General features: G+C 71.3%; 11 protein-coding genes and 1 pseudogene. 4 read left to right on the top strand and 8 right to left on the bottom strand.

The features are described 5' to 3' along the window. Positions 1–12: 12 nt before the first annotated feature. The 3 genes and pseudogenes from ACFV9W_RS11920 to ACFV9W_RS11910 all read left to right on the top strand — a co-directional run. Positions 13–423, top strand: a pseudogene (locus tag ACFV9W_RS11920) (DUF6508 domain-containing protein); the annotation flags it as partial. Between the two features lie 63 nt (positions 424–486). After that, positions 487–1524, top strand: a complete 1038-nt coding sequence (locus tag ACFV9W_RS11915; RefSeq protein ID WP_385758689.1) for an ADP-ribosylglycohydrolase family protein — start codon at positions 487–489, stop codon at positions 1522–1524. Between the two features lie 101 nt (positions 1525–1625). After that, positions 1626–3086: a PucR family transcriptional regulator gene (locus tag ACFV9W_RS11910; RefSeq protein ID WP_385758455.1), complete on the top strand. Its 1461-nt coding sequence runs from the start codon at positions 1626–1628 to the stop codon at positions 3084–3086. A 48-nt stretch (positions 3087–3134) separates the two neighbouring features. On the opposite strand, the gene ACFV9W_RS11905 is transcribed toward ACFV9W_RS11910, so the two are convergent. After that, entirely contained in the window at positions 3135–4538 is a 1404-nt protein-coding gene (locus tag ACFV9W_RS11905) for a purine-cytosine permease family protein (protein WP_385758452.1), read from the bottom strand. A 71-nt stretch (positions 4539–4609) separates the two neighbouring features. Next, positions 4610–5788, bottom strand: coding sequence for a CaiB/BaiF CoA transferase family protein (locus ACFV9W_RS11900; protein ID WP_385758450.1), 1179 nt, complete (start codon positions 5786–5788; stop codon positions 4610–4612). 215 nt (positions 5789–6003) lie between these two features. Between ACFV9W_RS11900 and ACFV9W_RS11895 the strand changes: the two genes are divergently transcribed. Then, a complete protein-coding gene (locus ACFV9W_RS11895) occupies positions 6004–7167 on the top strand; it encodes an acyl-CoA dehydrogenase family protein (RefSeq protein ID WP_385758448.1) in 1164 nt (387 codons plus the stop codon). 22 nt (positions 7168–7189) lie between these two features. Here ACFV9W_RS11895 and ACFV9W_RS11890 read toward each other — a convergent pair whose 3' ends face one another. Genes ACFV9W_RS11890 through otnK form a run of 6 tightly spaced genes read right to left on the bottom strand, consistent with a single transcriptional unit; the run spans position 7190 to position 13155 of the window. Continuing rightward, on the bottom strand, positions 7190–7954 hold the full coding sequence (locus ACFV9W_RS11890) for a FadR/GntR family transcriptional regulator (protein ID WP_385758445.1): 765 nt from the start codon (positions 7952–7954) through the stop codon (positions 7190–7192). A gap of 4 nt (positions 7955–7958) precedes the next feature. Further along, positions 7959–8993, bottom strand: a complete 1035-nt coding sequence (gene denD / locus ACFV9W_RS11885) for a D-erythronate dehydrogenase (protein WP_385758443.1) — start codon at positions 8991–8993, stop codon at positions 7959–7961. Then, positions 8990–9787, bottom strand: coding sequence for a 2-oxo-tetronate isomerase (gene otnI / locus ACFV9W_RS11880; RefSeq protein WP_385758440.1), 798 nt, complete (start codon positions 9785–9787; stop codon positions 8990–8992). Before otnI ends, denD begins: the two co-directional genes overlap by 4 nt. Before the next feature lie 36 nt (positions 9788–9823). Next, a complete protein-coding gene (locus ACFV9W_RS11875) occupies positions 9824–11131 on the bottom strand; it encodes an MFS transporter (RefSeq protein WP_385758437.1) in 1308 nt (435 codons plus the stop codon). A gap of 60 nt (positions 11132–11191) precedes the next feature. Next, positions 11192–11872, bottom strand: coding sequence for an aldolase (locus ACFV9W_RS11870; protein ID WP_385758435.1), 681 nt, complete (start codon positions 11870–11872; stop codon positions 11192–11194). Then, positions 11869–13155: a 3-oxo-tetronate kinase gene (gene otnK / locus ACFV9W_RS11865; RefSeq protein ID WP_385758433.1), complete on the bottom strand. Its 1287-nt coding sequence runs from the start codon at positions 13153–13155 to the stop codon at positions 11869–11871. Before otnK ends, ACFV9W_RS11870 begins: the two co-directional genes overlap by 4 nt.

The raw sequence follows: 13155 nt of genomic DNA, 5'->3' as shown, positions 1-13155 counted from the left end.
GGGACGACGAGAATGAATCAGCCCGCCGACGCGCCGGCCGACGATGCCGTGCTGCTCGACCAGCTCGACCTGACCAAGGTCGCGCAGTGGGAGGAGCTGGAGCGCGGTATCGGTCCGTTGCGTGAGATTCGGGACGTGCCGTGGACGTCTCCCGTGGGGGACGACGGCGTCCGGCACATCCCCTTCCCCGAGTACCCGCCCCTCGTCCGGCGCGTGACCGAGCTGCTGTACGAGATCGGTGCCGTCACGCCCGCCTACAAGTGGATGGACCAAGAGCCGCCACGGCCCGGTGACGACGGCACCATCGGCGCCGCCGACGCCGTCCGCCTGGTCACCAGCGTCGTACGAGGTGAACGCTTCGGGGACGGCTGCATCGCCAGCGCCTTGGACAACGGTTCGCTCGCCGTCGCCGTACAGGCGTTGGTCACCTGGCACCGAAGCACGTCCAGCACTTCCAGCACGTCCCACCGGAAGGAACACACCCCCGTGAGCACCCCCAACAAACGCCCCGCCACCGGCGCCCTCATCGGTTCCGCCCTCGGCGACGCCATGGGGCAGCCCACCGAGTTCCTCTCGTCCGTCACGCGTATCGAGGCCGAGTTCGGGCCCTGGCGGGGGACGCGGCTGCCCGTGCGGTACGACGGTGTCGCGCTCGTCACGGATGACACCGAGATGACGCTCGCGGTGGCGCGTGCCCTGCGTCAGGTGCAGGAGGGCGGTGGGCTCGCCCAGCCCCAGCGGGTGACCGGCGCGCTCATCGAGCGGTTCGGTGCCTGGCTCGATCACCCGGGCATCGCCCCCGGCAAGACCTGCATGACCGCGTGCCGCGCCCTGCGCAAGGGCACGCCGTGGGCCCAGGCCACGCTTCCGAACTCCAAGGGGTGCGGTGCCAATATGCGCGTCGCGCCCGTCGCGCTGATCCCCGGGCCTGCGCCCCACCAGCGTGCCCTGATCGCCCAGTTGCAGAGCGCCCTCACGCACGGGCACCCTACCGCCCTCGCCGCCAGCGACCTGACCGCGTACGCGATCCGGCTCCTCGCCCATGGCACCGCGCCCGCGCTCCTGCCGGAACTGCTGCTCGCCTACGCGCGCGCCTCGGTCCTCACGCCGCCGCCCGGCTGGGGTCAGTGGCTCGGTGACCTCGCACCCCAGGGGGCGGCCTACGTCGACGGGGGCTGGCAGGAGTGCATCAGCGTCCTCGAACGCCTGGCCGCTGCCGCCGCGCCCGGTGGGGTCGACCCCGAGGCCGATCCGTGCCTGGCGACGGGCGCGGCCTGGATCGCCGAAGAGGCCCTGGCCACCGGCCTGTTGTGCTTCCTGCTCTTCCCCGACGACCCGGTCACCGCGGTGCGCCGCGCCGCGTGCACCTCCGGTGACTCCGACTCGATCGCCGCGCTCACCGGCGCCTTCGCGGGGGCGTACCACGGGATCGCGGGCTGGCCCCCGGAGTGGGTCTCCCAGGTGGAGCACAGCAAGGAGCTGCTGGCGTTGGGCGGGGAGTGGGACGAGGAAGGGTCCTTCTGACGGAGCCTGCTGGAGTCCCCGGCGCCGGCATGCCTCCCCCCCCCAGCTCCTAAGGAGCAGGGGCCCCTTCCCCAGGATCCGGGATGATGCACAATCGGTCCGTGTCCGTCTCCGTTGCCGATCTCCTCGCCGAACCGTCCCTGCGGCTTCGGGCACTGACCAGCCACTGTCACGACGCGGCGCGGCGGATCGGCTGGGTGTCCACGACGGAGCTGCCCGATCCGCTGCCGTTTTTGCGCGGCGACGAGCTGGTCATGACGACCGGCATGCTCGAGCGGGACGACGCCGGGTGGGCCGGGCTGCTGGAACGGCTGGCGGAGTTGCCGGTGGCCGCGCTCTGTTTCGGCACCGGCCTCGTGCACCAGGAAGTGCCGCCCGTTGTCGTCGAGGTCGCCGAGCGGGCCGGCCTCGCGCTCATCGGCTCGCCGGTCGAGGTGCCGTTCGTGCAGATCAGCCGCTGGGTCGCCGACCGGATCTTCGCGCAGCGATACGACGCGGTGCGCTCGGCCGTCACCTTGCAGGACCAGCTGGTCCGCGAACTGCTGTCCGGACACGGGCTGCGCGGGCTGCTCCGGCGGCTGCACCGGGAACTGGTGGCAGGTCCTGTGGCAGTCGTCGAGGCGGGCGGTCACGTCCTCGCGCGCCACCCCGCGTCGAGCCGCTGGCCGGACACCGCCACGGTCGGTACGGGGGAGTCCCTGCCGGTCGTCGTGGACGGTGTCCCGGTCGCGGAGCTGCGCACCCAGCAGCCCACGCGGCGCCAGGACATCCTGTCGTTCGCCACGAGCATCCTCGGGCTCGAAGTGGCCCGCCACCAGGCCGTGCTCACCGGTCGGCGGGAGCTGCTCGGTCAGCTCCTGGAGGACGTCCTGCACCGCACGGTCTCGGACGGTGACGCCCGCCGCCGGCTGGCCTCCCACGGGCTCGCCACGGAAGGCCTCCACGCGGTCGTGGTCGCCCGGGTCGACGGCGACCCCGCGCGGCTGCGCAATCTGCCGTGGACGCTGGGGCCGCTCCTGGAGCGGGCGAGGGACCGGCTGCCCACCGCTCTGATCGACGACACGGTGATGATCGTCGTGCCGGGCGGTGTCGACGCCGAGGGTGCGGCCGGGACGGTCGCGGGCCACCTGAGCGTGCTGGACCCGCAGGTCCGGGTCGGCGTGGCGGAGCCGCGGCGCGGTGTGAGCGGGCTGCGGCTCGGCTACTTCGAGGCGCGCCAGGCCGCACAGGCAGGACCCGGGGTGCACCGGGCGGCGCCCCTTAGCATCGCCGGTCTGCTGATGGGCAACCTGGACCTGCCGCTGCGGGAGTTGGGGCACGCCGTGCTCGCTCCGCTGCTGAGCCACGACGAGGAGCACCGGGCGGAACTCGTCAGCACCCTGCGGTCGTACCTTGCTCACGATTGCTCGCCCGCCGCGACCGCCCGCGAGCTGACCCTCCACCGCAACAGCCTGCGCTACCGGCTGCGGCTGATCGAGCAACTCACCGGCCGTGACCTCGGCCGCCTCGCCGACCGCATGGAACTGTGGCTCGCGCTGACCGCGCTGGACGCCGACGCGTAGGGCCTGTCGTTGTGATCCGGCCCTGGGGCCTGTCGTTTGGATCAGGCCCTAGACGGCAGTCACATCCGCGGGGCGCAGGATCGTGCGCTCCGGTATGTGGGCGGTGTCGCGACGGCACAGCACCCAGTAAAGAGCGGCCGGGACGGTGAGGCCGACGATCCAGGAGATGTCCGTACCGCCGAGCGGTGCCACCAGCGGGCCGGTGTAGAAACCCGTTACGAGGAAAGGGAGTTGGGCCAGCAGCCCGACGCCGTAGACACCGATGGCCTTCCAGCGCCAGGCCCCGTACCGGCCGTGCGGGTCGCTCAGGGCCGGCAGGTCGTACCGCTCCTTCGCGATGACGTAGTAGTCGACCAGGTTGATCGCCGACCAGGGGGTGAACGCGGTCAGGAGGAACAGCAGGAAGTCCTTGAAGGAGGTCAGGAAGCTGTCCTTGCCGACGAGGGCGACCGCTGTCCCGACGGCCATGATGCCGGCGATGTAGGCGGCGCGGAGCCGGGGGGAGAGGTACCGCTGACCGCGGAAGCCGCTGACGCCGGTCACCAACGACATGAAACCGCCGTAGGTGTTGAGCACATTGATGGTCAGCTTGCCCAGGGCGATGACGAAGTAGAGGAACGAGGCCGTCAGGCCCGCGCCGCCGAGGCCGATGACGTACCCCACCTGGTTGTCGACGAAGGCACTGCCCGCGGCGGCCGCCGCGAGGACGCCGAAGGCCATCGACCACTGGGAGCCGAGGGCCGAACCGGCCAGCGTCCACCAGAACGTGGCGCGGGCGGAGGTCGTGCGGGGCAGGTAGCGCGAGTAGTCGGCGACGTACGGGCCGAAGGCGAGCTGCCAGGACGCGGAGAGCGAGACCGCGAGGAGGAAGGTCGGAAGGTCGAAGGCGCGGTCGACCAGCAGCGCGGACAGCTCCGCCTGTTCCAGGAGACGGATGCCGAGGTAGACGAAGGCGAGCGCGCACACGACGCTGGCGATTCTGCCGAGGGTGTGGATGAGGCGGTAGCCGACGGCGGCCGTGACCGCGGTGGTCAGCGCGAAGACCACGATGCCGGTCGTGTCACCGAGGTGCGTGAGCTCACCGACCGCCTGACCGGCGAGGACGCTGCCACTGGCGAAGAATCCGACGTACATGACGATGACGAGAGCCAGCGGGACGACGGCGCCCCGGACTCCGAACTGGGCCCGGCTGGAGATCATTTGCGGGAGCCCGAGGCGCGGGCCCTGCGCCGAGTGCAGGGCCATCACCGCCCCGCCGAGGAGATTGCCGACCAGCAGGCCGACGATCGACCAGAACGCGCCGCCGCCGAAGACGACGGCGAGCCCTCCCGTGACGACCGCGGTGATCTGGAGATTGGCGCCCAGCCATAGGGTGAATTGACTGAAGGCGGTCCCGTGCCGTTCGGCATCGGGGACCACATCGATCGAGTGCTGCTCTACCACGCCTGCCATGTGTATGACCCTCTTCGCTGGTGTGCCTCGGATCTGCGTGTGTGCTGAGTGCGTGCTGCGGGTGCTCGGAACTACGGGCGTGTGTCGTCCCGGTTCCTGTCCCGGTCCCCGTCTCCGGAGAGCCATTGCGCGACGACGTCCCCGGCGTGCGCGCCGAGCCCGGGGCTGGGGGCGGTCGGGCCAGGGGAGGCGTCCCCGAACTGCGCCGGCTGCCGTAGGTACGGAGTGGGGCCCAGTACCGGGTGGTCGAACTCGCCGATCAGGCCCCGCTGTTGGATCTGTTCGCTGCGCAGCGCGTCGGTCAGCTCCCAGATCGGCGCGGCGGGGACCCCCGCCTCCTGTGCGAGCTTCAGGGCCTGGTCCGTGGTGAGGGCCGACGACCACCCCTCGGTGATCTCCCGTACCTGCTCGACGTGGCGGGAGCGGGCGGTGTCGTCGTGAAACCGCGGATCGGACGGGAGGTCGGGCCGACCCACCAGAGTGGCGAACCGTTCGAAGACCGAGTCGCTCGCCACCGCGATCGCCACGAGGCCATCAACGGTGCGGTAGGTGTCGAACGGTGTGGAGACCGGATGCCGGTTGCCGACCCGGCCCGGCAGCTGCCCGGTCGCGGTGACCAGGCTCATCGCGGTCACCTGCAGCGCCACCAGCGAGTCGAGCATGGCTACGTCGATGTGCCGGCCACGTCCGCCGCGCTCCCGGTCGTACAGAGCGGAGCTGATGGCCCACGAGGCGAACAGCCCGGCCATCAGGTCACCGACCGACTCACCCACCCTGGTGGGCGGCCCGTCCGGGGTGCCCGTCCCGGCCATCAGGCCGGACATCGCCTGGACGATCAGGTCGTATGCGGGGTGCTCCCGCATCGGACCGCTCTGCCCGAAACCCGAGATGCTCGCGTAGACCAGGCGCGGGTTGACCGCGGCGAGCGTGGGATGGTCGATGCCGAGCCGCTGGGCGACACCGGGGCGGAAGTTCTCGACGAAGACGTCGGCACGCTCGACGAGCCGCAGCAGCAGCGCGTGGTCGTCGGGGTTCTTCAGATCGAGCGCGATGCTCCGCTTGCCGCGGTTGAGCTGGGCGAAGTAGACGCTCTCGCCGTCCCGGAAGGGCCCCAGGTGCCGCGCGTCGTCACCGGCCGGCGGCTCGACCTTCACCACGTCCGCGCCGAGATCTGCCAGCAGGGCGGTGCAGTACGGGCCCGCCAGCACCCGGCTCAGATCGAGCACTCGCAGCCCCTGAAGAACGGTCATCGCCTCGCGCCTTTCAATCGGTGGATCGCATCCGGCATGCGGAACGTATGGCTGTGGCCGTCGCGGGGTCGATGTGCGGGCGCACGAACTGCGGGCCGATGTTCGTGCGTGCGCACGTTGGCAGGGCCAGGCACCGTGGCCCGGAATGGAGCCGGGCCCGCACTCCTCCGTGCCGCCCTCCCCTTACCGATCCGCACACCTTGAAGGGCCGCGCCATGACCGAGCACGCCACCACGCCGTACCTGCTGCCCCCGATGTACGACGAGTTCCGCGCCGCGGCGCGGGCCCTCGCGGAGAAGGAACTCGGACCACGGGCCGCGGAGGTCGATGCCCGGGGCGGCTTCCCGCACGACAACTACAAGACGCTCGTGGCGGCCGGGCTGCACGCTCCCGGCGTCCCCGAGGAGTACGAGGGCGACGGCGTCGACGCCATCGCCGCCGCCATCGCGGTCGAGGAGGTCGCCCGTGTGTGCGCCTCGTCCTCCACCGTCCAGACCTCCAACAAGCTCGGGGTCGTACCGCTGCTGCTGGCCGGGACGGAGGAGCAGAAGCGGCGCTACCTCCCCGAAGTCGCCGCGGGCAGGGCGCTGATGGCGTACGCCATCAGCGAGCGGGAGGCGGGCAGCGACGTCGCCGCGATGCGCTGCCGGGCGGTGGCCGACGGCGACGAGTGGGTGCTCGACGGCGTCAAGACCTGGATCACCTCCGCCGGCGTTGCCGGGTACCTCATCGTCTTCGCGGTCACCGATCCCGGTGCCGGCTCCCGGGGCATCTCCGCCTTCGTCGTGCACGCGGACGACCCCGGCATCACGTACGGAGAGCCCGAGCGGAAGATGGGGATGAAGGGCTCGGTCACCCGCGAGGTGTACTTCGACGGCTGCCGGATTCCCGGCGACCGCCTGCTCGGCGCGCGGGGGAGGGGAATGCGGGTGGCACTCGGAACCCTGGACCACACGCGGGTCTCGGTCGCGGCCCAGGCCCTCGGCATCGCGCAGGGAGCCCTCGACCTCGCGGTCGGCTATGTGCAGGAGCGCAAGCAGTTCGGCAAGGCCGTCGCCGAGTTCCAGGGCGTCCAGTTTTTGCTCGCCGACATGGCGATGAAGGTCGAGTCGGCACGGCAGATGGTCTACGCGGCGGCGGCCCGCAGCAGCGCCGGATCGCCCGACCTGACGTACTTCGGCGCGGCCGCCAAGTGCCTGGCCTCGGACGTCGCGATGGCGGTGACCACCGACGCGGTGCAACTCCTCGGTGGCTACGGCTACACCCGGGACTTCCCCGCCGAGCGCATGATGCGCGACGCGAAGATCACCCAGATCTACGAGGGCACCAACCAGATCCAGCGGATCGTGATGGCCCGCCAGCTGCTGCGAGCACGGTGAGCGGATCGGGGCCGCGGGTGGTTCAGGCCCTCTCGTCCAGGTCCACCGGGACCTCCAGGCCCTCCGCCTCGTCCCAGAACTCCGGGTCCGCCTTCTGCAGGCGTGTCGCCGCGTGCTTCATGTGGCGGCGCGCCGCCGTACGGGCCGCCTTCGGGTCGCCGGATTCGATCGCGGTCAGGATCGCCTGGTGCTCATGGCGGACCGCCTCGAAGAAGTCGTCGCGGCGGGCCTCGTTGGCGCGGGTGACGCGGATGCCGCCGCGGGAGACCTCGCCGAGGTAGCGGACCGTGGAGACCAGGACCGGGTTGCCCGTCGACTCGGCGATGGAGCGGTGGAAGGCGAGGTCCTCGTCCGTGCCGTCGCCGCCCGCCGCCACCGCCGTGTCGATCGCGGCGAGCGCCGCGCGCATCCGCACGATGTCGGCGGGCTGCGCGCGGGTCGCCGCGAGATGGGCGGCCTCGGACTCCATCGCGCGGCGGACCTCGACGATCTGGAGCACCTTCGCCAGCGTGCCCGGCGACTCGGCGTCGCCCTCCAGGTCAAGGGGACGGGTGCGGCGGGGCAGCACGAAGACGCCCCTGCCCTGGCGGGGCTCCACCAGGCCCGCGTTGCGCAGCCGGGAGACCGCCTCGCGGATCACCGTGCGGCTCACGCCGAGCTGCTTGACGAGTTCCACCTCGGTCGGCAGCTTGTCGCCCTCGCTCAGCCGCCCCGATTCGATCTCCTCGGTGAGCATCGCCGCGACGCGATCCGCGAGCCGCACGGGTCCGTCCACCTTGTTGAACATGACGTCAGTCTATCGACGTGGCCGCGGACACCTCGGCGGTGACCGCGTCCGGGTGATCGGCGGCGTACTGCCGGATCACCGACGCGAAGTCCGGGTCGGCGGACAGGCCGAGGGCCGCCGCGCGGGTGTTGTCGAAGGCCGCCGGCCACGAGCCGACGATCGCCTCCACCGCCGCGTCCGGGGCCACCGTCACCAGGTCGGCCACCGCGTCGCCCGCCAGCTCGCGCAGCGTGGCCAGCATGTCGGCGACCGTGACCGTGAGCGCGGGGAGGTTGACCGGGATGTTCCCGGTCAACTGGCCCTCCTGCGTGCCGCGTTCGGCCTGCGCGACCCGCAGGATGCCCTCCACCGTGCGGCGCGGGGAGGCCAGCGCCACCCGCGTGTCCGGGCTCACCGGGCACGTCGCCGCGAGGCCCGCGAGGGGTTCGCGGACCACGCCGGACAGGAAGCCCGATGCGGCGGCGTTCGGCTTGCCGGGGCGTACCGACACCGTCATCAGGCGGGTCACGCGGCCGTCGACGTACCCGCGGCGCGTGTACTCGGCGACCAGCTGCTCGCAGATCCGCTTCTGCACGCCGTAGCTGGACTGCGGCGTGGGCAGCGTCGACTCGCTGACCACGGGCGGCAGCGGGAGCGCCGCGTCGGAGCCGTAGACCGCGACGCTGCTGGCCAGGACGAGGCGGACGGTCGGGCCGCCCGCCTCCGACTGGGCGCGGGCCGCCTCCAGGAGGGCGCGGGTCGTATCCAGGTTCGCCGTCATGCCGAGGTCGAAGTCCGCCTCGCACTCCGCGGACACCGCGGCCGCGAGGTGGACGACCACGTCGACCGGCTCGGCGAACAGCTCGTCGAGGTGGTCCGTGAGGTCGCCCTCGACCACGCTCACCAGGGCGTCGGCCTTCAGCGGCGACTCGTCGGGAACGAACTTGTCCGCCAGCGTCAGGCGGTCGATGGGCGCGCCGTCGAACGTGCGCCGCTCCAGCAGGGCCTCGGCGACCTGGCGGCCCAGGAAGCCGAAGCCGCCCGTGATGACGATCCTCATGAGTACTGCTCTCCTCGCATGTTCTTCAGCCAGCCGAGACCCTCGCTCGTGCCGGCCCTGGGGTGGTACTCGCAGCCGATCCAGCCGTCGAAGCCCAACTCGTCGATCACCAACAGCAGGTGACGGAGGTTCAGCTCGCCGGCGTCGGGCTCGTGGCGGTCGGGGACGCCCGCGATCTGCAGATGGCCCACCCGTCCGGTCGGCAGGTCGCGGCGGAGGGCGGCGGTGAGGTCGCCCTCGACGATCTGGCAGTGGTACAGGTCGAGTTGGACCTTCAGATTGGGCGCGCCCACCTCGCGTACGACGGCGTGGGCGTCCGCCTGATGGTTCAGGAAGTAGCCCGGCATGTCACGGGTGTTGATGGGCTCGACCAGGATGTCGATCCCGGCGGGCGCCGCCTGTTCGGCCGCGTACGCCAGGTTGCTCAGGTACGTGTCCCGGCACTCTTCGCGCGACACACCCTCGGGCACGAGGCCCGCCATCATGTGTACGCGCGGGCTGCCGAGCGCGGCCGCGTACTCCAGGGCCCGGTCGACGCCCTCGCGGACCTCGGACTCGCGGCCCGGGAGCGCCGCGATACCGCGCTCGCCGCCGTCCCAGTCGCCGGGCGGGGCGTTGAACAGGGCCTGGCGCAGGCTGTGTTCGTCGAGGCGGGCGCGGAGCTCCCCGGTCCCGTACGCGTACGGGAAGAGGTACTCGACGGCCTCGAAGCCGTCCGCCGAGGCCGCGGCGAAGCGGTCCAGGAAGTCGTGCTCGCGATACAGCATGGACAGGTTCGCCGCGAACCTCGGCATGGTGACTCCTAGGGAGGGTGGAGAGAGGTGGGTGCCTCAGCGGTTGACGACGTCCTTCTTCGTCGTCAGGACGGCCGCCGCGCCGATGACGAGCGAGAGAGCCAGAACGTACATCGGGATCGCCGTCGAACCGGTCGCGTCCTTCAGGGCGCCGATCATGTACGGGCTGACGAAGCCGGCGAGGTTGCCGACCGAGTTGATCGCCGCGAGGCCCGCCGCGGCCGCCGTGCCGCCGAGGAACGCGGTCGGCAGCGACCAGAACAGCGGCGCGCAGGTCAGCACGCCGGCCGCCGCGATCGACAGGGCGACCAGGGCGAGCACGGTCGAACCAGTGAAGCTCGCCGCCATCGAGAAGCCGACGGCGCCCATCAGGGACGGGATCACCAGGTGCCAGCGGCGCTCGCGGCGCTTGTCGGCGGAGAACCCGAAGAGGTTCATGGCGATCAGCGCGGCCAGGTACGGGACGGCGCTCAGGACGCCGATCGCGAGGCCGCCCTTGACTCCGGTGGACTCGACGAACGTCGGCATCCAGAACGTCAGCGCGTACTGGCCCATCACGAAGCAGAAGTAGATGAGGCACATCAGCCACACCTTGCCGTTGCGGAAGGCGTCGAGGGCGCGGCCGTGCACGGTGTGGTGGGTGGCGTCGGCGGCGAGGGCGTTCTCGATGACGGTCTTCTCGTCGTCGGTCAGCCACTTGGCGTCGCGCACGCCGTTGTCGAGCCAGAACAGGCAGATCACACCGATGACGACGGCGGGGATCGCCTCCACGACGAACAGCCACTGCCAGCCGTTCCAGCCCGCGGCGTCGTCGAAGACGTCCATGATCCAGCCGGAGAGCGGGTTGCCGAAGATGCCCGCGACGGGGATCGCCGACATGAACATCGCGATGACGCGGGCGCGGCGCTGGGACGGGAACCAGTACGTGCAGTACAGGATCACGCCGGGGTAGAAGCCGGCCTCGGCGGCGCCGAGCAGGAAGCGGAGCACGTAGAACGTCGCCTCGCTGTTGACGAAGGCGAACGCCGCGGACACCAGGCCCCAGCTGATCATGATGCGGGCGATCCAGGTGCGGGCGCCGACCTTCTGCATCAGGAGGTTCGAGGGGACCTCGAAGAAGAAGTAGCCGATGAAGAAGAGGCCGGCTCCGAGCCCGTAGGCCGCCTCGCTGAAGCCGAGGTCCGAGGACATCTGCAGCTTGGCGAAGCCCACGTTCACGCGGTCCAGATAGGAGACCACGTAGCAGAGGATCAGGAAGGGGACGATGCGGCGGATCACCTTGCGGAACACGGCGTTCTCACGCGCGAGTTCGGGGGTGTCGGCCGTGGGGACGGTCGTGGACATGAGGGGCACTTCCTTGTGCGGCTCAGTGCTGCGCGAGCGGAGGGGGCAGGGGGAGCGGTGTCACCACGCCGCGCTGAACGTGGCTCTCAGTTCGGCGATGGCGTCTTCGGGGAGGGGGGTGGGTTTGCGGTCGGTCGTCAGCCAGAGGCGGGCCGTCTCCTCCAGTTCCTCGAGGACGGCGAGCGCGGCGGCGGCATCCGGGCCCCAGACCACGGGGCCGAGCCGGTCGAGCAGGACCGCGCGGATCGGAGTGCCCTGTGCGGTACGGGAGTTGATCCGCTCGGTCACCAGGTCGGCGACGCGCGGGTCGCCGGGCCGGTGGTACGGGATGTGCGGGACGTGTCCCACCTTCATCACGTAGTACGGGGTGATGGGCGGCAGGACGTCGTCCTGGTGCCACACACCGGCGAGGGTGAGCGCGACCAGGTGGGTGGAGTGGGTGTGGATCACGAAGCGGGCCGTGGGATCGGCCTCGTAGATCCGGCGGTGCAGGGTCAGTGTCTTGCTGGCGCGGTCGCCCGCCACCTGCACACCATCGGCGTCGACGAGCGAGAGCCGTTCGGGATCCAGGAAGCCGAGGGCCGCGTCGGTCGGGGTGATGAGGTGACCGAGGCCGTCGTCGAGCTTCGCGCTGATGTTGCCGGCGCTGGCGTGGACGTAGCCGCGGTCGAAGAGGCTGGTGCCGACACGGACGATCTCCGAACGCGCCGTGTCGACGGGGGACTTGGTGTCGAGTGTCACTTGGGCTCCCCATGGGCGAGCTTGTCGAAGGAGGCGGTGAAGAAGTCCGGGCCGCCGAAGTTCCCCGACTTGAGCGTGATGTGCAGGGTGTCACCGTCGGCGAGCGACGCCGCACACCACGGCACACCCGGGTCGATCTGCGGGCCGATCCGAAGACCGGTCAGACCGAGGGCCTGCACGACGGCGCCCGAGGTCTCGCCACCCGCGACGACGAGCCGCCGCACCCCGCGCTCGACGAGGCCCTGGGCGACACCCGCGAGCGTCCGCTCCACCAGCTCCCCGGCCTCGGCGGCACCGAGCTGCCCCTGCACGTCGCGTACGGCGTCGGGGGACTCGGTCGAGTAGATGAGCACCGGCCCGTCGGACGACAGATGGGCGTCGGCGAACGCGAGCGCCTCGGCGACCACGTCCTCGCCCGCCGCGATCCGCATCGGATCCACGCTGAAGCCCGGGCGGCCGGTGGCGAGGAACTCCCGCACCTGACCGTTGGTGGCCGCCGACACCGAACCGGCGACGACCGCCGAGTGGCCGGAGGCGGCGCGGAGTTCGGCGGCCTCGGGGGACGGCACGATGCCCCAGTTCGCGGGCAGCCCGATGGCGAGGCCCGAACCCGCGGTGACCAGCGGCAGACCGGCGACCGCTGCGCCCAGGCGCACCAGGTCGTCGTTGGACACGGCGTCGACGACCGCGACGCCGACACCCTCCTTGCGCAGCTCCTCGATCCGCGCCGCGACGGCCTCGGCCCCGGCCGCGACGGCCTTGTGGTCGATGAGCCCGACGGGCCGCGCGGTCTGCGCGTCCAGCACCGACACCAGATTGGAGTCGGTCATCGGGGTCAGCGGGTGGTGCCGCATGCTGCTCTCGCCGAGCAGCACATCACCGACGAAGAGGTGTCCCTTGAAGACCGTGCGGCCGTTGTCGGGGAACGCGGGGGTCGCGACGGTGAAGTCGGTGCCGAGCGCGTCCATCAGGGCCTCGGTGACCGGGCCGATGTTGCCGGCCGGCGTCGAGTCGAACGTCGAGCAGTACTTGAAGTAGATCTGCTCGGCGCCCGCCGAACGCAGCCACTCCAGGGCGCGCAGCGAGGAGTCGACGGCCTCGGCCGCCGGGACGGTCCGCGACTTGAGCGCGATGACGACCGCGTCGGCGTCCTGTGGTGTCTCGGTGTCCGGTGCGGGTACGTCGATCAGCTGGACCACGCGCATGCCCGCGCGCACCAGGTTGTTGGCGAGGTCGGTGGCTCCGGTGAAGTCGTCGGCGATGCAGCCGAGCCGGATGGGCAT

Source organism: Streptomyces sp. NPDC059897 (genome assembly GCF_042730865.1).
Taxonomy (GTDB): Bacteria; Actinomycetota; Actinomycetes; order Streptomycetales; family Streptomycetaceae; genus Streptomyces.
Note: the sequence above shows the minus strand (reverse complement) of the source record. Positions and strands in the feature narration are given on the sequence as shown.

Bases quoted from the DNA above. Each gene is read 5' to 3' on its own strand.
- ACFV9W_RS11905 (WP_385758452.1), bottom strand. From the start codon at position 4,538: ATGGCAGGCGTGGTAGAGCAGCACTCGATCGATGTGGTCCCCGATGCC.
- ACFV9W_RS11900 (WP_385758450.1), bottom strand. From the start codon at position 5,788: ATGACCGTTCTTCAGGGGCTGCGAGTGCTCGATCTGAGCCGGGTGCTG.
- ACFV9W_RS11895 (WP_385758448.1), top strand. From the start codon at position 6,004: ATGACCGAGCACGCCACCACGCCGTACCTGCTGCCCCCGATGTACGAC.
- ACFV9W_RS11890 (WP_385758445.1), bottom strand. From the start codon at position 7,954: ATGTTCAACAAGGTGGACGGACCCGTGCGGCTCGCGGATCGCGTCGCG.
- denD (WP_385758443.1), bottom strand. From the start codon at position 8,993: ATGAGGATCGTCATCACGGGCGGCTTCGGCTTCCTGGGCCGCCAGGTC.
- otnI (WP_385758440.1), bottom strand. From the start codon at position 9,787: ATGCCGAGGTTCGCGGCGAACCTGTCCATGCTGTATCGCGAGCACGAC.
- ACFV9W_RS11875 (WP_385758437.1), bottom strand. From the start codon at position 11,131: ATGTCCACGACCGTCCCCACGGCCGACACCCCCGAACTCGCGCGTGAG.
- otnK (WP_385758433.1), bottom strand. From the start codon at position 13,155: ATGCCCATCCGGCTCGGCTGCATCGCCGACGACTTCACCGGAGCCACC.